The organism is Pseudoflavonifractor phocaeensis (assembly GCF_021531815.1).
GTDB classification, from domain to species: Bacteria; Bacillota; Clostridia; order Oscillospirales; family Oscillospiraceae; genus Lawsonibacter; species Lawsonibacter phocaeensis_A.
The window spans coordinates 135,902-153,810 of the sequence record NZ_JADYUM010000002.1 but is presented as its reverse complement, the minus strand read 5'-3'; the positions used below and the strand labels follow the sequence as shown (position 1 = coordinate 153,810).

14 protein-coding genes and 1 tRNA gene are annotated in these 17,909 nt (G+C 59.9%); 13 read left to right on the top strand and 2 right to left on the bottom strand.

The window, feature by feature from the left end; genetic code table 11:
* Window positions 1-20 precede the first annotated feature (20 nt).
* Window positions 21-287: an alpha/beta-type small acid-soluble spore protein gene (locus tag I6E42_RS01970; protein ID WP_235370164.1), complete on the bottom strand. Its 267-nt coding sequence runs from the start codon at window positions 285-287 to the stop codon at window positions 21-23.
* 262 nt (window positions 288-549) lie between these two features.
* Here I6E42_RS01970 and I6E42_RS01965 point away from each other — a divergent pair, with 262 nt between their 5' ends.
* Complete coding sequence (locus tag I6E42_RS01965) at window positions 550-1,854, top strand: MATE family efflux transporter (protein ID WP_235370163.1); 1,305 nt, start codon at window positions 550-552, stop codon at window positions 1,852-1,854.
* 45 nt (window positions 1,855-1,899) lie between these two features.
* Here I6E42_RS01965 and I6E42_RS01960 read toward each other — a convergent pair whose 3' ends face one another.
* Entirely contained in the window at window positions 1,900-2,664 is a 765-nt protein-coding gene (locus tag I6E42_RS01960) for a hypothetical protein (RefSeq protein WP_235370162.1), read from the bottom strand.
* Window positions 2,665-2,998: 334 nt separating this feature from the next.
* Between I6E42_RS01960 and I6E42_RS01955 the strand changes: the two genes are divergently transcribed.
* From I6E42_RS01955 to I6E42_RS01900, 12 genes are all read left to right on the top strand, one after another.
* Complete coding sequence (locus I6E42_RS01955) at window positions 2,999-4,987, top strand: DNA gyrase/topoisomerase IV subunit B (protein ID WP_235370161.1); 1,989 nt, start codon at window positions 2,999-3,001, stop codon at window positions 4,985-4,987.
* Between the two features lie 153 nt (window positions 4,988-5,140).
* A complete protein-coding gene (sdaAB, locus tag I6E42_RS01950) occupies window positions 5,141-5,812 on the top strand; it encodes an L-serine ammonia-lyase, iron-sulfur-dependent subunit beta (protein WP_235370160.1) in 672 nt (223 codons plus the stop codon).
* Window positions 5,812-6,678, top strand: a complete 867-nt coding sequence (gene sdaAA / locus I6E42_RS01945; protein WP_235370218.1) for an L-serine ammonia-lyase, iron-sulfur-dependent, subunit alpha — start codon at window positions 5,812-5,814, stop codon at window positions 6,676-6,678. Before sdaAB ends, sdaAA begins: the two co-directional genes overlap by 1 nt.
* Before the next feature lie 86 nt (window positions 6,679-6,764).
* Window positions 6,765-9,008, top strand: a complete 2,244-nt coding sequence (locus I6E42_RS01940; RefSeq protein WP_235370159.1) for a DNA gyrase subunit A — start codon at window positions 6,765-6,767, stop codon at window positions 9,006-9,008.
* A gap of 185 nt (window positions 9,009-9,193) precedes the next feature.
* Complete coding sequence (locus I6E42_RS01935) at window positions 9,194-10,054, top strand: YitT family protein (protein ID WP_235370158.1); 861 nt, start codon at window positions 9,194-9,196, stop codon at window positions 10,052-10,054.
* A 29-nt stretch (window positions 10,055-10,083) separates the two neighbouring features.
* Complete coding sequence (locus I6E42_RS01930) at window positions 10,084-10,674, top strand: lactate utilization protein (protein ID WP_235370157.1); 591 nt, start codon at window positions 10,084-10,086, stop codon at window positions 10,672-10,674.
* A 31-nt stretch (window positions 10,675-10,705) separates the two neighbouring features.
* The gene (locus I6E42_RS01925; protein ID WP_235370156.1) at window positions 10,706-11,815 is read left to right on the top strand and encodes a hypothetical protein; all 1,110 of its coding nucleotides are present in this window, start codon (window positions 10,706-10,708) and stop codon (window positions 11,813-11,815) included.
* 71 nt (window positions 11,816-11,886) lie between these two features.
* Window positions 11,887-11,962, top strand: a tRNA-Gly gene (locus I6E42_RS01920).
* Window positions 11,963-12,071: 109 nt separating this feature from the next.
* The gene (gene sstT / locus I6E42_RS01915; protein ID WP_235370155.1) at window positions 12,072-13,289 is read left to right on the top strand and encodes a serine/threonine transporter SstT; all 1,218 of its coding nucleotides are present in this window, start codon (window positions 12,072-12,074) and stop codon (window positions 13,287-13,289) included.
* Window positions 13,290-13,471: 182 nt separating this feature from the next.
* On the top strand, window positions 13,472-13,981 hold the full coding sequence (locus tag I6E42_RS01910) for a cob(I)yrinic acid a,c-diamide adenosyltransferase (RefSeq protein WP_235370154.1): 510 nt from the start codon (window positions 13,472-13,474) through the stop codon (window positions 13,979-13,981).
* Window positions 13,982-14,332: 351 nt separating this feature from the next.
* Window positions 14,333-16,966, top strand: coding sequence for a pyruvate, phosphate dikinase (gene ppdK, locus I6E42_RS01905; RefSeq protein WP_235370153.1), 2,634 nt, complete (start codon window positions 14,333-14,335; stop codon window positions 16,964-16,966).
* A gap of 510 nt (window positions 16,967-17,476) precedes the next feature.
* Window positions 17,477-17,842 carry an SLOG family protein gene (locus tag I6E42_RS01900; protein WP_235370152.1) on the top strand — a complete coding sequence of 122 codons (366 nt, stop codon included), beginning with the start codon at window positions 17,477-17,479 and terminating at the stop codon, window positions 17,840-17,842.
* Window positions 17,843-17,909: the final 67 nt, after the last annotated feature.

The following is a 17,909-nucleotide window of genomic DNA, read 5'->3' as shown; positions in this document are numbered from 1 at the left end:
TTTATTCTGTTATCCGCAATTTAAACAGTGATTCCCGCTATGTACCTTACCTCAACCTCATGCCCCACAGCGGTGCGGTCTGCCCGCTGAAAACTCATGGTTCGTGCGGTCGTCATTTTCTTGACCATCTGGCCGCCGACGGAGCCGGCCTGCTTGCTGGTCAGATCGCCGTTGTAACCCTGCTTCAGGTTGACGCCCACCTCGTTGGCGGCCTCCATCTTGAACTTATTCATCGCCTCGCGGGCATTGGGAACCATGATCTTATTGCTGCCGTTACCGTTAGACATAATTTTTCTCTCCTTTTACACTTGGCGGTTGTTTTCTCTTTTTGTTTGGATGGAACATCCACTCCTAGCATTGCCCCGGCCACCGTTTCTATACCTTTCGAGCGCCTTCCTGTTTTTTCTAGTCTCCGGCCCTTTTCTTGACTTCCTTTTTGGCCGCTGTTATACTGAATTTGTTCATTTTTCGGCCATAGAGCACCACATTTTTTGTCACAAGGCGGTGATCAGCACGTCTGCGGAACAAAATATTTTGGGGACCATGCCCATGAAACGGCTGGTCCTCAGCATGTCCTGGCCCATCATGCTGTCTATGCTGACGCAGGCAGTCTATAATCTGGTGGACAGTATCTACGTGGCCCGGATCAGCGACACCGCCTTTCTTGCCCTGTCCTACGCCTACCCCATTCAGACGCTGATGGTGGCCTTCTGTGTGGGCACAGGGGTCGGCTTCAACGCCACTCTGGCCCACCGTCTGGGGAAAAAGCGGATGGACGAAGCCAACAGCGCGGTCCTTCACGGTTTCCTCCTCTACTTTTTGTGCTGGCTGCTGTTTCTGTCCTTTGGTCTTTTCGCCTGCCGCACCTATTTGAACGCCTGCTCGGACACGGCGGAAGTTATGGAACAGGGCGTCGCCTACCTGCGCATCTGCTGCTGCCTGTCCATTGGCATGTGCCTCCAATTCCCCTGTGAGCGGGTCCTGCAATCCACCGGCCATCCCGCCGGTTTCATGATCGTCCAGGGTGTCGGCTCTCTGATCAACATCATTCTGGACCCGATCCTTATCTTTGGCTTTGGCATGGGAGTACAGGGCGCCGCCATCGCCACTGTGACCGGCCAGATCACAGGCGGTCTCGTCGGCCTGGTGCTGATCCGCCGGGTTCGGCAGCAGCTCCCCATTTCCCCGTGTTCCTTCCGCTTCCAGCCCCCATTGGCCCGGGAGATGTGCCGGATCGCAGCGCCCGCCGTTTTGATGCAGTCCATGACCAGCCTCATGTCTCTGGGACTCAACGGCATCCTGACCCTATGGTCTGAAACCGCCGTTTGGGTCCTGGGGGTCTACTTCAAGCTCCAGTCCTTTGTCTTCATGCCGGTATTCAGCGTCAACAACGGGCTCATCTCCATTATCAGCTACAACTACGGTGCAAGAGACGGCAAGCGGATCTCCGGCGCCATCCGCTTCGGCATGCTGACCGCCTTGACCACTGCTCTGACCGGGACCGCCCTGCTCTGGCTGTTCGCCCGGCCGCTGCTCACCCTTTGCTTCCAAGCCGGACCGGCGGCTGTGGAGCTGGGTGTGCCCGCCCTGCGGATGACCGCCCTCTCCTTCCCCCTGGCCGCGGTCAGCATCATTTGCTCCGCCGCCTTCCAGTCCTTGGGCCGCAGTTCCCACTCCCTGACGGTGACGCTGCTGCGCCAGATCATCCTGCTCCTCCCCGCTGCCCTGTTTCTGGTCCACTTCCGCCCCCGCTGGACTTTCCTGTGTTTCCCCTTGGTGGAGCTGTTCACCTGCGCGGCTGCGCTGGTGCTCTATTTCCGGATCTACCGGGAGAAAATCCTGCCCCTGACATAAAAAATCAGCGGTCCCGCTTTCGGGACCGCTGATTTTTACAACTAATCACATCAGCTTGACGGTATAATATACCAAGAGGGCAAACAGCCACGCCACCATGGCGAACATCAGATAGTAGGCCAGGTTGGCGCCCAACGCCATGGCTGCCAGTTGGACCAGAAGCCCCACCAGACAGCTGGCCAGGATCAGGGGATAGGAAGTGTTTTTGGACAGGATTCGGATCTCACTCTCTCCCTGTTTCAGCACGCCGTTGTTCTTCTTCAGCCACAGGGCGGCGGCAGCCACTACCAGCACGCCCACCAGAGTCAGTACCGTCTCCAGGCTGAACCTGCTTCCGTAGCGCACAAACCACAGGCCCAAAATGGACAGGCCGCTGGCCACCGCACCCAGGAAAAATTCCCGCTGATAGAGGTAATAAATCAGGGCCAGTCCCGCCCAGGCGGGTACCATCAGGAACAGCATCCGAACCCCGGAGTCCTGAAAAGCCATCGTGATATGGGCACAGACGGCCAGCGCTCCGCAGGCCAGGGCCAGCACCAGGGGCAGTCCGGTCTTTTCACTTTTCCGGAAGCGGAGGACCGCCCAAACCAGGGCCGCGATCCCGGCCACGGCGCCCGCGATCCGCAGGACCTGCAGCACGGTACGAAGGGCGATGGCCAAGTCAATTTCCGAAGTCTTGAAGTGAATATAATAACGGTTGACAAGCAACAGCAGGAACTCCAGGACAATGGCTCCTCCCACCCACATCAAGCCCCGGTTAAGGGCTCGATCTTCCTGGCGCCGGCGTGCTTCTCTCTGGTTTTTATCCATGTGTGTCATTCTCCTCACTGCCGTTTACTTTGGTGTTTCGGCAGAATTACCTTCTGATTCTGCGACCCAGACAGGATTACATTGTACCAGATTGCAGCCGTTTTTGCAACACCTAAAAACGAAGTTCACTTTTTCTTAATATATCTCAGAAACGCGCCTTTACTCGCTCAGATTTTTCTATCTTCGCCCATCCGGACCCTGCGTCCGTTTTCGGTTTTGGGTGTCTGTACCTTCCCGCTGCTTTTCTTGACTTTCCGCCATATCATTTGGTATGATTAAGCTGTATTATTATGTGCGCTCTGGTGCATTTTTGGAATAGTGAGGAATTTTTACCATGGCTCAGAAGAAACCCAGTTACGGAAACGAATCCATCACCTCTCTGAAGGGGGCCGACCGGGTCCGGATGCGCCCCGGCGTCATCTTTGGCTCCGATGGGCTGGAGGGCTGCGAACACGCGGTATTTGAGATCCTGTCCAACGCCATCGACGAGGCCCGGGAGGGCCACGGCCGGCTCATTACCGTCACCCGCTACCTGGACAAGTCCATCGAAGTGGAGGACCAGGGCCGCGGCTGTCCGGTGGACTGGAACGAGAAGGAGCAGAAGTATAACTGGGAGCTGGTCTTCTGCGAGCTGTACGCCGGCGGCAAATATGAAAACGGCAGCGGAGATAACTATGAATACTCCCTGGGTCTCAACGGCCTGGGTTCCTGCGCCACTCAGTACGCCAGTGAATATTTTGACGCCGTCATCCGCCGGGATGGATTCAAATACACCCTCCATTTTGAAAAGGGCGAAAACATCGGCGGGCTGAACAAGGAGCCCACCGACCGGGGCAAGAAGACGGGCTCCACCTTCCGCTGGAAACCCGATCTGGAGGTCTTCACCGACATCGACATCCCCGAGTCCTACTATCTGGACGTGATGAAGCGCCAGGCTGTGGTCAACGCCGGCGTCACCTTCCGCTTCCGGAACGAGACCGCCCCCAACAAGTTCGAAACCACCGATTTTCAGTATGAGAACGGCATCGTGGACTATGTGGCCGAGCTGGCGGGGGAGGGTGCCCTCACCCTGCCCGTCTTCTGGCAGACGGAACGGAAGGGCCGGGACCGGGCGGACAAGCCCGAATACAAGGTGAAGCTGTCCGTCTCCTTCTGCTTCTCCAACAAGGTCCAGGTCATCGAGCACTACCACAACTCCTCCTGGCTGGAGCACGGCGGCTCCCCGGAAAAGGCCATGAAGTCCGCCTTTGTCTCCGCCATTGACGCCTACCTGAAGCAGCAGAACAAGTACACCAAAAACGAGAGCAAGATCACCTTCCCCGACATTCAGGACGCCCTAGTGCTGGTAAGCAACAACTTTTCCACCCAGACCTCCTATGAAAACCAGACCAAGAAGGCCATCAACAACAAGTTCGTCCAGGAGGCCATGACCGACTTCCTCCGGTCCCAGCTGGAGGTCTACTTCATCGAAAATCCCCTGGACGCCCAGAAGATCGGCGAACAGGTCCTCATCAACAAGCGGGCCCGGGAGAACGCGGAAAAGACCCGTCTGAACATCAAGAAAAAGCTGACGGGCAACATGGACCTGTCCAACCGGGTACAGAAATTCGTGGACTGCCGCACCAAGGACGTGTCCAAGCGGGAGCTGTACATCGTGGAGGGCGACTCCGCCATGGGCAGCGTAAAGATGAGCCGGGACGCCGAGTTCCAGGGCATCATGCCCGTCCGGGGCAAGATCCTGAACTGCCTCAAGGCGGACTACGGCAAGATCTTCAAAAGCGAGATCATCACCGATCTGCTCAAAGTGCTGGGCTGCGGAGTGGAGGTCCACGACAAGCGGGCCAAGGATATGGCCGCCTTCGACCTGAACAACCTGCGCTGGAACAAGGTGGTCATCTGTACCGACGCCGACGTTGATGGCTTCCAGATCCGGACCCTGATCCTCACCATGCTCTACCGCCTGACCCCCACCCTCATCCAGGAGGGCTATGTCTATATCGCTGAGTCCCCCCTCTATGAGATCACCTGTAAGGAGAAAACCTGGTTCGCTTACTCCGACAAGGAGAAAAACGACATCGTGACCTCTCTGGAGGGCAAGAAGTACGACGTCCAGCGGTCCAAGGGCCTGGGCGAGAACGACCCCGAGATGATGGCCCTGACCACCATGTCCCCCGAGACCCGCCGTCTCATCAAGGTCATGCCCGAGGATGTGGAGCGTACCGCCCAGGTCTTCGACCTGCTGCTGGGTGACGACCTGCCCGGGCGGAAAAACCATATCGCCGACAACGGGTATAAATATTTGGATCTGGCGGATATTTCTTAAGCGTCCGAGCCGTCGTGAGCAGCGGGCTAAGACGGGAGCGGAGCGGAAAGCCCAAGGAGGGGCCGCAGGCCCCGGATGGGTTTCCGCGTAGTCGGACGGCTTAGAACCGCGTCGCGAACAGGCGAGGCGTGATACATTTCGGAGGATCTTTCTATGAACTTATTTGATATTCTGGGCCCCGTGATGGTGGGTCCTTCCAGCTCCCACACAGCGGGAGCGGTGCGCATTGGCCGGATGGCCCGGGCCCTGTTGGGCCAGAAACCGATACAGGCGGAGCTGCTGCTCCACGGCTCCTTCGCCTCCACCGGCGAGGGCCACGGCACCCACCAGGCCCTCATCGCCGGACTGCTGGGACTGGCCCCCGATGACAGCCGGGTGCCCGCCAGCTTCGCCCTGGCCAAGGAGCGGGGATTGGAATTTACCTTCGGCTCCTGCACCCTCCGGGACGTCCATCCCAACAGCGTCCTCATCCGGCTGGAGGGCGCCCAGGGGGGCAGACTGGAGGTGGGGGCCTCCTCCCCGGGGGGCGGCCGCATCCGGGTGTTCCGGGTGGACGGCCTGGACACCTCCTTCAGCGGGGAGCTGCCCACTCTGGTGGTCCACAACACCGACCAGCCCGGCTGCGTCAGCCAGGTCACCGGGGTGCTGGCAGGCCGTGGATTGAATGTCGCCACCCTCCAGCTCAACCGGGGCGGCCGGGGCGGCAGCGCCGTCATGGTCATTGAGTGTGACCAGCCCATCCCTCAGGAAGCCGCCCAGGAGGTCCGGGCTCTGCCCGGCATCCTGCGGGTCACCCGATACACGCCGGAGGAGGAAGCCCTATGATCGAATTTACTTCCCTGGACCAGATGCTCCGGGACACGAAGCAGTCCGGTCTGCCCCTGTGGGAAAACATTTTATTATCTGACTGCGCCCGCCAGAACATCCCCCGGGAGGAGTCCATGGCCCGGATGGCCACCATGCTGGAGGTCATGGTCCAGGCGGACGAGGGCTACCGGGCCGGGGACCGCTCCGCCAGCGGCCTGGTGGGAGGCGACGGAGGCCGGATGGCCGCTTACGCCCAGGCCGGCAACACCCTGTGCGGTCCCTTCCTGTCCGACGTGATGGCCGGCGCCCTGCGGATGGGGGAGTGCAACGCCTGCATGAAGCGCATCGTGGCCGCCCCCACGGCGGGAGCCTGCGGGGTGCTGCCGGCGGTCCTGCTCCCCTACCGCCGCCATTTTGGTGCTGGCAAAGACCAGCTGGTCCAGGCTCTCTATGTGGCCGCCGGCTTCGGTATGGTCATCGCCGAGCGGGCCTCCATCTCCGGGGCCGAGGGAGGCTGTCAGGCGGAGATCGGCTCCGCCGCCGCCATGGCCGCCCCCGCCCTGGTCCACCTTCAGGGTGGCTCCCCGGAACAGATGGTCCACGCCTGCGCCATGGCGGTGAAAAACCTGCTGGGGCTGGTGTGTGACCCGGTGGGCGGTCTGGTGGAGGTGCCCTGCGTCAAGCGCAACGTCATCGGAGCCATGGACGCCCTGTCCGCCGCCCAGATGGCCCTGGCAGGCATTGAGAGCCGGGTCCCTGCCGACCAGGTGCTGGACGCCATGGCCGAGGTGGGCCGTTCCCTGCCCCACACTCTCCGGGAGACGGGTAAGGGCGGCCTGGCCGCCACCCCCTTCGGCATGGAGTACGCCCCCAAGGAGCCTTGAACAGCTCCTATCCCACACCGTCCATTTCACAGGCCTTCCAAGGATAAATTTATTTATAAGGTATTTTCAGATAAGGACTGATCCCAATGGCTAAGAAAAAGGCCCCCAACGAAAACAAACCAAAAGTCATCAACCCCAACGTCATGGGCCTGCGGGCCGAGGTGCTGGAACAGCCCATCACCGAGACGCTGGAGCTCAACTATATGCCCTACGCCATGTCCGTCATCGTCTCCCGGGCCATTCCGGAGATCGACGGCTTCAAGCCCTCCCACCGGAAGCTGCTGTACACCATGTACCAGATGAAGCTGCTGGGAGGGGCCCGGACCAAGAGCGCCAACGTGGTGGGCCAGACCATGAAGCTCAACCCCCACGGAGACGCCGCCATCTACGACACCATGGTCCGCCTGTCCCGGGGCTACGGCGCCCTGCTCCATCCCCTGGTGGACTCCAAGGGCAACTTCGGCAAGGTCTACTCCCGTGACATGGCCTGGGCCGCCTCCCGGTACACCGAGGCCCGGCTGGACCCCATCTGCGCCGAGCTGTTCCGCGACATCGACCAGGACACGGTGGACTTTGTGGACAACTACGACGGCAAGCTGAAAGAGCCCACCCTTCTGCCCACCACCTTCCCCAACGTGCTGGTGTCCGCTAACCAGGGCATCGCCGTTGGCATGGCCTCCAACCTGTGCGGCTTCAACCTGGGGGAAGTGTGCGACACCACCATCGCCTTCCTGAAGGACCCGGACCACGACATCATGTCCACCCTGAAGGCTCCGGACCTGCCCACCGGCGGCGAGCTGCTCTACGACGAAGCCGCCCTCAGCGAGATCTACCGCACCGGGCGCGGCTCCTTCAAGGTACGCTCCAAGTGGCGATACAATAAGGAAGAAAACCTCATCGAGGTCTACGAGATCCCCTACTCCACCACCACTGAGGCCATTATGGACAAGGTGACTGAGCTGGTCAAAGCGGGGAAGATCAAAGAGATCGCCGACATGCGGGACGAGACCGACCTGTCCGGTCTGAAACTGACCATCGACCTGAAACGGGGGACAGATCCGGACAAGCTGATGGCCAAGCTGTTCCGCTCCACCCCCCTGCTGGACAGCCAGTCCTGCAACTTCAACATTCTCATCGCCGGAATGCCCAGGGTCATGGGAGTGCGGGAGATTCTGGAGGAGTGGACCGCCTGGCGGATGGAGTCAGTGCGCCGGCGGGTATATTACTCCATGGGGAAGAAAAAGGAGAAGCTGCACCTGCTGAAGGGCCTGCGGCGCATCCTGCTGGACATTGACCGGGCCATCAAGATCATCCGGGACACCGAGGAAGACGCGGAGGTCATCCCCAACCTGATGATCGGCTTCGGAATTGACCAGGTCCAGGCGGAATATGTAGCCGACATCCGCCTGCGCAACATCAACAAGGAGTACATCCTCAAGCGCACCCAGGAGGTGGACGCCCTGGAGGAGGAGATCGCCAACCTGGAGGACACGGTCAACTCCCCCAAGCGTATCCGCAAAATCATCATGGATGAGCTGGCGGAGGTGAAAAAGAAGTACGCCGTCCCCCGCCGCACAGACATCGTCTACGACCACGAGGCGGAGGCCGCGGCGGTGGAGGAGGACGAGACTCCCGACTACCCCGTCCACCTGTTCTTCTCCCGGGAGGGCTATCTGAAAAAGATCACCCCCCAGTCCCTGCGCATGGCCAGCGACCAGAAATATAAGGAAGGGGACGGCCCCTTCCTCCAGTGGGAGGCCAGCAACCGGGATGAGCTGCTGGTATTCACCGACCGGCAGCAGTGCTACAAAACCCGGCTGTCCGACTTCGACGACACCAAGGCCAGCGTACTGGGAGACTATCTGCCCACCAAGCTGGCCATGGACCCGGAGGAAAAAGCGGTCTGGGCCTGTATCCCCGGGGACTACTCCGGTCATGTGCTGTTCTTCTTCGACAACGGCAAGGCCGCCCGGGTAGAGCTGTCCGCCTACCAGACCCAGACCAAGCGGAAAAAGCTCACCGGAGCTTATTCGGACAAGGCCCCCCTGGTGTCCGCCCTTCTGCTGAAGGAGGACCTGGAGATGGCGGTCATCTCCACCGAGGGCCGGTGTGTGGTCTTCCATACCGCCAGCCTGAACCCCAAGACCACCCGCACCACCCAGGGCGTCAACGTTATGACCCTGAAGCCCAAATACCGGGTGGAAAAGGCCCTGCCCCTGTCCTCCACCCACATCGTCAATGCCGCCCGCTACCGGGCGCGCTCCCTGCCTATCGCCGGCGCCCTCCTCCGGGAGGCTGACCGGGGCGAGGAACAGATGACGCTGCTGTAAGCATCAAGTTCAGCAGGGCAAGGGCCCTGCCCTTGCCCCTTTGGGCAGACGAAAAAAAGGACTGGTACGCCCACCCACCCAGGGCCACGACTTGCGGCGGCCCTGCGCGGCAGAGCGCCCGCCCTGCCCGTATCGATCAACCAGAATGTTCCTTTTACTCACGAACCAATCAGGAGGGAGTCACGTTGTCCCCGAAAACATTGCGCCGGTATTGTCTCATCACCCTGGCCTGCGCCATTTACGCCGTGGCCTTCGACTGGTGTTACGCCCCCAACAACATCGCCTACGGAGGATTCACAGGCGTGGCCCAGATGATCCATGCCTTTCTGGGCTTTCCTTCCATCGGCGTACTGGTATTCTCCATGAACGTTCCCCTGTTCCTAGTCGGTTGGAAACTGCTGGGCGGCAGCCTGCTGGTATCCTCCCTGTACGCCATGACGGTATCCTCCCTGTTCATCGACCTGCTGGCCCGGCTGTACGCTTTTCAGCCCATGGATCCGCTGCTGGCCTGTATCTACGGCGGCCTTCTTTTGGGGGTCTCTCTGGGCATTATTCTGGGACAGGGCGCCTCCACCGGCGGCACCGACTTGCTGGCCCGGCTGCTTAAGCTGCCTCTCCCCTGGCTGCCCATGGGTAAGCTGCTGCTGGGGCTGGACTTGGGGGTGATCTGCGCCTCCGCCCTGGTGTTCCGTAGCCTGAACACCGCCTTGTATGGCCTGGTGGCCCTGTATATCTCCACCATGGTCATGGACATGGTGCTCTACGGACTGGATACCGCCAAGGTGGCCTATATCATCACAGACCAGACCCAACCGGTAGTGGATACCCTGACCCACCAGCTGGAACGGGGCGTCACCATTCTCCACGGCCAGGGGGCCTGGAGCGGCGAGGAAAAGAAGGTGCTCATGTGCGCCTTCAAGCAGCGGCAGATCGTAGCGGTAAAGCAGGCCGTGAAGGAGCTCGATCCCGACGCCTTTCTCATCGTCTGTGACGCCCATGAGGTCCTGGGGCTTGGATTCCGTCGCTATCAAAAAAATGACATATAAACAAATCAATACAGAAAGGAAGACCTCACATGACCGATTTCAAGAAACTCACCGAGAACCTGGAGCAGATGGGCTGCACCGTCCGCTGCTTCGACACCGCCGAACAGGCCGCCGACTATCTGGACGAACAGATTGACGGCAAGAGCGTGGCCTTCGGCGGCTCCATAACCCTGAAGGAGATGGGCCTCTATCCCCGCCTCTCCGCCCACAACCGGGTGGTCTGGCATTGGGAGGGCGGCGCTCTGGCCGACGCCATGGCCACCGACGTGTACATCAGCTCTGTCAACGGCCTGGCTGAGACCGGGGAGATCATCAACATCGACGGCAACGGCAACCGGGTGGCCTCCACCATGTACGGCCATCCCACCGTCTATCTGGTGGCAGGCCGGAATAAGATCGCCCCCGACTACGACGCCGCCCTGTGGCGGGCCCGCAACATCGCCGCCCCCAAGAACGCCCAGCGTCTGGGCCGCAAGACCCCCTGCGCCGTCAAGGGGGACCGCTGCTACAACTGCAAGAGCCCCGAGCGCATCTGCAAAGCCCTCACCGTGCTGTGGGGCAAGCCCTCCTGGATGGCGCACATGGAGGTCATCCTGGTGGACCAGGATCTGGGTTATTGATCCCATCAATTCTGGAAGGGAGGCATCCGCTGTGAGACGGAAGCTGCTGGCCGGCATACTGGCGTTCTCCTTTTTCATGACAGGGTGTTCCTCCCTTCTGGAGCGGGACTATGTGGACGTCACCCCTCACAATTCCAATCCCACCGCCGAGGGCGATCCCTCCGTCCTCCGGGCGGATAGCTACCAGGAGCTGGTCAACGCCCTGATGTATTTTATCTCTCAGGGTGTGGAAACTGGGTCCATCCGCCTGTACGGCGATTCTCAGGACGTGGAGGCCGACTTGGAAGCCGCCTGCCTGGAGGTAGTACAGGAGGACCCCTTGGGGGCCTATGCGGTGGATTTCATCAAGTACAACATCACCTCCATCGTCACCTACGACGAGGCCGAGGTCCAGATCACCTACCGGCGCAGCCGGGAACAGGTGGCCTCCATCATCTCCGCCACCGGCACCACCGCCATCCGCAGCGAGCTGGAGGAGGCCATGGCCGCCTTCGCCACGGAACGGGTGCTTCGCATCAGCTATTTTAACGAGGACTACGACGGTATCCAGTCCCTCATCCGGCAGGCCTACCTGGCCGAGCCGGAGACCGCCCTGGACTATCCCCGGGCCGATATCACCTTCTACCCGGAGAGCGGGCGGCAACGCATCGTGGAGGTCCTGCTGACCTACCAGCTGGAGCCGGATGAATTGGAGCGGCGCAAACGGGCCCTCACCTTGGCATTCGAGGAAATGGCCGCCGTGCTGTGGGACGCCGTGGAGGACGAGGGGCTTCTGGACATCCGTCAAGCCATTCTGAATACCGCCGTTTATGACCCAGCGGGTGGCTCCACCGCCTACCACGCTCTGGTCCAGCACCGGGCTGACAGTCTGGGGCTGTCCCTTTCCATGTCCCTACTGTGCGGACAACTGGAGTTTTCCTGCCAGATCGTGGAGGGTTCCCTCAACGGAGAGCCCCATGCCTGGAATCTGGTCAATACCCAGGCGGGCTGGCGCCATCTGGACCTGTCCGGGACCTCGGCAAATGACAGCCCCTTCCTGACGGACCAGCAGATGGAGGAGGCGGGCTATGAATGGGACCGGGATTCCGTTCCGCCCTGTACCGCACTTTCCGAGGGAGAAGATACCGTTCCCCCCTCCTGACAAAAAATTTCTTTTTTCTAAAATTTCCTATTGACATTGGCTCAATATCTGCTATAATACCATTTGTCGCTGCGAGTGTAGCTCATCTGGTAGAGCGCCACCTTGCCAAGGTGGAGGTAGCGAGTTCGAGCCTCGTCACTCGCTCCAACAAAAAAATCCCACCCAGAGGGGTGGGATTTTTTTGCCGCTAAATGTGCGTATATGAAAAACATTTGACCATCTACACCACTTTCGCGACAGGAAAGGAATTAGGAACATGGAATTGATCCAAAAGTGGAACCGCATCAGCCTCATCAAACGCATCATCCTCGGCCTTATTCTGGGCGTTATCCTGGGCATTCTGATCCCCTCCGCCTCTGTGATCGGTATTCTGGGCACCCTGTTCGTGGGCGCGCTGAAAGCCCTGGCCCCTCTGCTGGTCTTCTTCCTGGTCATGCACTCCCTTGCCCGGCACAAGGGCGGCTCCGGCAGCAACATGAAGACCGTCATCGTCCTCTACCTGGCCGGCACCTTCCTGGCCGCCCTGTGTGCTGTGGTGGCCAGCTTCGCCTTCCCCTCCACCCTCCTGCTGGATCAGGCGGCGGAAAGCGCCGCTCCCGGCGGCATTGGCGAGGTCATTATGAATCTGCTGACCAACGCCGTCAGCAACCCCATCTCCGCCATCTCCAGTGCCAACTACATGGGCATCCTGCTTTGGGCTGTGGTCTTCGGCCTGGCCCTCCGCGCCGCCGGGGAGGGCACCAAGCAGATGCTGGCCGACATCTCCGACGCCATGGGCACGGCCATCCGCTGGGTCATCAGCTGCGCCCCCTTCGGCATCATGGGCCTGGTGTTTGACACTGTATCCACCACCGGCCTGGACGCCTTCAAGGACTACATCCACCTGATCCTGGTCCTGGTGGGCTGCATGTTCTTTGTGGCGCTGATCATCAATCCCCTGATCGTTTTTGTATGCATGCGGAAGAATCCCTACCCTCTGGTCTTCAAGTGCCTGCGTGACAGCGGCGTGATGGCCTTCTTTACCCGCAGCTCCGCCGCCAACATCCCGGTGAATATGCGGCTGTGCAAGGAATTGGGCCTGGATGAGGACAAATACTCCGTCTCCATCCCCCTGGGGGCCACCATCAACATGGCAGGCGCCGCCATCACCATCACTGTGCTGACCCTGGCCGCCGCCAACACCCTGGGCGTACAGGTGGATTTTGCCACCGCCCTGCTGCTGAGCGTGGTCTCCTCCCTGGCTGCCTGCGGCGCCTCCGGCGTGGCCGGCGGCTCCCTGCTGCTGATCCCCCTGGCCTGCTCCCTGTTCGGGATCTCCAACGACGCGGCCATGCAGGTGGTGGGCATCGGCTTCATCATCGGCGTCATCCAGGACTCCTGCGAGACCGCCCTGAACTCCTCCTCCGACGTGCTGTTCACCGCCACCGCGGAGTTCCGCAACCGCCGCAAAGCCGGCAAGGAGATGGGGTACTGAGTTCCCCGTCCGCAATCGCCCTAAAAAACGGCAGACGGTTCCGCCTTCGGAATTGTCTGCCGTTTTTCAACATACAGGCAAAACCGGGCTGGCTTCCCACTATTATTTCATCTCGCGCTGTATATTTCCCGGGCAAAAACTGGTATAATGATACCATTCTTTCTCAGAAATGGGGTTTCCACATGATCCATCTCTACTGGGGCGACGGGAAGGGCAAGACCACGGCGGCCATGGGACTGGTCCTGCGGACCGTGGGCCACGGCGGGACCGCAGTGATCGCCCAGTTTTTGAAGGGCGGAAACACCGGCGAGCGGTACGCCCTGGCGCGGCTCCCCCAGGTCTTCCTGCTCCCGGTGCCCGACCGGGTGAAATTCACCGTTTCCCTGTCTCCCGCGGACCGGGAGGCCGAGCAGACCCGCAGCCTGGCCCTGCTGGAGCAGGCGGCCCAAGCCTCCCGTGAGCACGGCTGCGCTCTGCTGGTTCTGGATGAAGTGTGTGACGCGGTGGAGACCGGCCTGCTCCCCTTGGAAAACCTTCTGCAAGCCCTGGACACACCGCCCTGTGAGATCGTCCTCACCGGCCACACCCTGCTTCCTCCGCTGGAACAGCGGGCGGATTATATTACCCGCTTTCAAAAAATACGCCATCCCTACGACGCCGGGAAGCAGGCCCGTCCTGGCATTGAATTCTGAGATAAGTGATCTCTTAAGGCATCTTCTGCCTGTTCAAGGTCCTTTTTCTTCCTTTTTCTCCCCCGAAAACCATCCTTTAGCGCTGCGCTACCCCCTCCTCCATCTTCTTTCCAACCCGGCACAAAAGTTCTTTTTTTCGTCGAATTACTGAAAATTTATTAAAATTTGTGTTGGAAATCGCCAAAAAAATATTGCAATAATTCCTGCAGATGGTATAATAGTTCGCGCGATACTTTATTTCCCGCCAAATGTGGGAAAATTTGGTACTTGGCGGTGGCCGCCATCCCTTCCCAGCCCGCAGCCGGCTGTCTGGGACGCTCCGCCGCCGCACACAAGAAAGGAATGACGTAAATGGCAACTAAATTCGTGTACCTCTTTTCCGAGGGCAACGGCAAGATGCGTGAGCTGCTGGGCGGAAAGGGCGCTAACTTGGCCGAGATGACCAACCTGGGCATGCCCGTTCCCCAGGGCTTCACCATCACCACCGAAGCCTGTACTCAATATTACGAAGACGGCGAGAAGATCAACGACGAGATCCAGGCTCAGATCATGGAGTACATCTCCAAGATGGAGGAGATCACCGGCAAGAAGTTCGGCGACCTGGAGAACCCCCTGCTGGTCTCCGTCCGTTCCGGCGCCCGCGCCTCCATGCCAGGCATGATGGACACCATCCTGAACCTGGGCCTGAATGAGGACGTGGTCAAGGTTATTGCCGAGAAGTCCGGCAACGAGCGTTGGGCTTGGGACTGCTACCGCCGCTTCATCCAGATGTACTCCGACGTGGTCATGGAAGTGGGCAAGAAGTACTTTGAGCAGCTCATCGACGAGATGAAGGCCAAGCGCGGCGTCACCCAGGACGTGGAGCTGACCGCCGAGGACCTGAAGGAGCTGGCCGGCCAGTTCAAGGCCGAGTACAAGTCCAAGATCGGCACCGACTTCCCCACCGATCCCAAGGAGCAGCTGATGGGTGCCATCAAGGCCGTGTTCCGTTCCTGGAACAACCCCCGCGCCATCGTGTACCGCCGCATGAACGACATTCCCGGTTCCTGGGGCACCGCCGTCAACGTCCAGTCCATGGCCTTCGGCAACATGGGCGACGACTGCGGCACCGGCGTGGCCTTCACCCGTAACCCCGCCACCGGCGAGAAGAAGCTGATGGGCGAGTTCCTGACCAACGCCCAGGGCGAAGACGTGGTGGCCGGCGTCCGTACCCCCATGCCCATCGAGGAGATGGCCCAGAAGTTCCCCGAGGCGTTTGCCCAGTTCCAGGATGTGTGCCAGCGGCTGGAGGACCACTACCGCGACATGCAGGACATGGAGTTCACCGTGGAGCACGGCAAGCTGTATATGCTCCAGACCCGTAACGGCAAGCGCACCGCCGCCGCCGCTCTGAAGATCGCCTGCGACCTGGTGGACGAGGGCATGATCTCCGAGCAGGAGGCCGTTGCCATGATCGACCCCCGCAACCTGGACACCCTGCTCCACCCCCAGTTCGATCCCGCCGCTCTGAAGAAGGCCGCCCCTGTGGCCTCCGCCCTGCCCGCCTCCCCCGGCGCCGCCTGCGGCAAGATCGTCTTCACCGCTGAGGACGCCAAGGAGTGGGCTGAGCGCGGCGAGAAGGTGGTCCTGGTCCGTCTGGAGACCTCTCCCGAGGACATCGAGGGCATGGTCGCCTCCCAGGGCATCCTGACCGTCCGCGGCGGCATGACCTCTCACGCCGCCGTCGTGGCCCGCGGCATGGGCACCTGCTGTGTCTCCGGCTGCGGCGCCATCAAGATGGACGAGGAGAACAAGCAGTTCGAGCTGGCCGGCAAGACCTACCACGAGGGCGATTGGCTCTCCCTGGACGGCTCCACCGGCAACATCTACGGCGAGGCCATCCCCACTGTGGACGCCTCCATCTCCGGCGAGTTCGGCCGCATCATGGCCTGGGCTGACAAGTACCGCCAGCTGAAGGTCCGCACCAACGCCGATAACCCCCGGGACACCGCTCAGGCCGTCAAGTTCGGCGCTGAGGGCATCGGCCTGTGCCGCACCGAGCACATGTTCTTCGAGGCTGACCGTATCCCCGCCATCCGCCAGATGATCTGTTCCGACACTCTGGAGCAGCGTGAGGCCGCCCTGTCCAAGCTGGAGCCCATGCAGCAGGGTGACTTTGAGGCCATGTACGAGGCCCTGGAGGGCCGTCCCATGACCATCCGCTTCCTGGATCCCCCCCTGCACGAGTTCGTCCCCACTGAGGAGGCCGACATCGAGCTGCTGGCCCAGGATATGGGCAAGTCCGTGGCCGACATCAAGGCCATCATTGCCAGCCTGCACGAGTTCAACCCCATGATGGGTCACCGCGGCTGCCGTCTGGCTGTCACCTATCCTGAGATCGCCGCCATGCAGACCCGTGCCGTTATCAAGGCCGCTCTGAACGTCCAGGCCCGTCACCCCGACTGGAACATGGTCCCCGAGATCATGATCCCCCTGGTGGGCGAGGTCAAGGAGCTTGCTTTCGTGAAGAAGACCGTGGTGGAGACCGCCGACGCCATCATCAAGGCCGCCGGCTCCGACATGAAGTACCACGTCGGCACCATGATTGAGATCCCCCGCGCCGCTCTGACCGCCGACGAGATCGCCAAGGAGGCCGAGTTCTTCTCCTTCGGCACCAACGACCTGACCCAGATGACCTTCGGCTTCAGCCGCGACGACGCCGGCAAGTTCCTGGACGCCTACTACACCAACAAGATCTATGAGAGCGATCCCTTCGCCCGCCTGGACCAGAACGGCGTGGGCCGTCTGGTGGAGATGGCTGCCAAGCTGGGCCGTCAGACCCGCCCCGACCTGAAGCTGGGCATCTGCGGCGAGCACGGCGGCGACCCCTCCTCCGTGGAGTTCTGCCACAAGGCGGGCCTGGACTATGTGTCCTGCTCCCCCTTCCGTGTGCCCATCGCCCGTCTGGCTGCCGCTCAGGCCGCTATCAAAAATCCGAGGAATTAAAAATTCCTCTGCTTTGAGGGCATAAAGTGATAAAATACACCCCCGATTCACATGAATCGGGGGTGTATCTTCTTGTTGTGCAATAAAAATTTTTTATTTACGCCAATACAGTAAGACCGCAGCCTCCATGGCCGCAAAGAGAGACGTCATCTGTGACCTCACAGAGAACATGGCCGCAGATGCTGCGATGGTGTAAGGACAACATTGATCATTGCCCTATCTGGTTTCCGCTCAGGCTGCTATCAGAAAGATTGAAGGAAACAGAATTTTCTCCAGATAGAATAATCAACACCACCATGACCCTCTCGGTTCGTGGGTGGTGTTGATTTTGCTAAGGTGGATAGGCCTGCCGCTTAGGAGTACATAGTGCCGTTTTTTAGGTGGTTCTCTGACATTTGCTGAATCCCCCGGAATCCCTGTTATTTCAATGGATTCCGGGGGATTGCTTTTTAAATAGTGTTATCCGCTTTGAAGTAAGTTTAGAATAAATTCTGACTTCTGTATGCAAAAATGTTGGCAGATTTTGGAGCTGGAGGAGCGTTAGGGTTTGATACGTTGGCGGCGCAAACAGTTCTAAAGTTGCGTGAGGAATATCCGCACATCCGGTTGATCCTTGTGTTGCCATGCCGCACACAGACGCGCGGTTGGCCTGATGAGGATGTCAGAATTTACGAAGCGATTAAGAGTGCAGCAGATAAGATCAGATACACTTCCGAGGAATACACGCGGGGGTGTATGCACAAGCGAAACCGACACTTGGTGGATAACAGTAGCGTCTGTGTGAGCTACATGACGAAAAATACAGGCGGTACTGCATATACCGTAGATTACGCCAGAAAAGAACATGTTCGGATTATCAATCTTGCTGAATTATAACCTATGTAAAACAAGGGGGATTCCACGTTGAAAACTCGATTGAATATATGTATGAGAACGCTATTTA

What these genes read in the sequence shown, in the direction of transcription:
- I6E42_RS01940 (WP_235370159.1), top strand. Translation starts at nt 6,765, where the DNA reads ATGGCTAAGAAAAAGGCCCCCAACGAAAACAAACCAAAAGTCATCAAC.
- sdaAB (WP_235370160.1), top strand. Translation starts at nt 5,141, where the DNA reads ATGAACTTATTTGATATTCTGGGCCCCGTGATGGTGGGTCCTTCCAGC.
- sstT (WP_235370155.1), top strand. Translation starts at nt 12,072, where the DNA reads ATGGAATTGATCCAAAAGTGGAACCGCATCAGCCTCATCAAACGCATC.
- I6E42_RS01960 (WP_235370162.1), bottom strand. Translation starts at nt 2,664, where the DNA reads ATGGATAAAAACCAGAGAGAAGCACGCCGGCGCCAGGAAGATCGAGCC.
- I6E42_RS01970 (WP_235370164.1), bottom strand. Translation starts at nt 287, where the DNA reads ATGTCTAACGGTAACGGCAGCAATAAGATCATGGTTCCCAATGCCCGC.
- I6E42_RS01910 (WP_235370154.1), top strand. Translation starts at nt 13,472, where the DNA reads ATGATCCATCTCTACTGGGGCGACGGGAAGGGCAAGACCACGGCGGCC.
- I6E42_RS01930 (WP_235370157.1), top strand. Translation starts at nt 10,084, where the DNA reads ATGACCGATTTCAAGAAACTCACCGAGAACCTGGAGCAGATGGGCTGC.
- I6E42_RS01900 (WP_235370152.1), top strand. Translation starts at nt 17,477, where the DNA reads ATGTTGGCAGATTTTGGAGCTGGAGGAGCGTTAGGGTTTGATACGTTG.
- ppdK (WP_235370153.1), top strand. Translation starts at nt 14,333, where the DNA reads ATGGCAACTAAATTCGTGTACCTCTTTTCCGAGGGCAACGGCAAGATG.
- I6E42_RS01965 (WP_235370163.1), top strand. Translation starts at nt 550, where the DNA reads ATGAAACGGCTGGTCCTCAGCATGTCCTGGCCCATCATGCTGTCTATG.
- I6E42_RS01955 (WP_235370161.1), top strand. Translation starts at nt 2,999, where the DNA reads ATGGCTCAGAAGAAACCCAGTTACGGAAACGAATCCATCACCTCTCTG.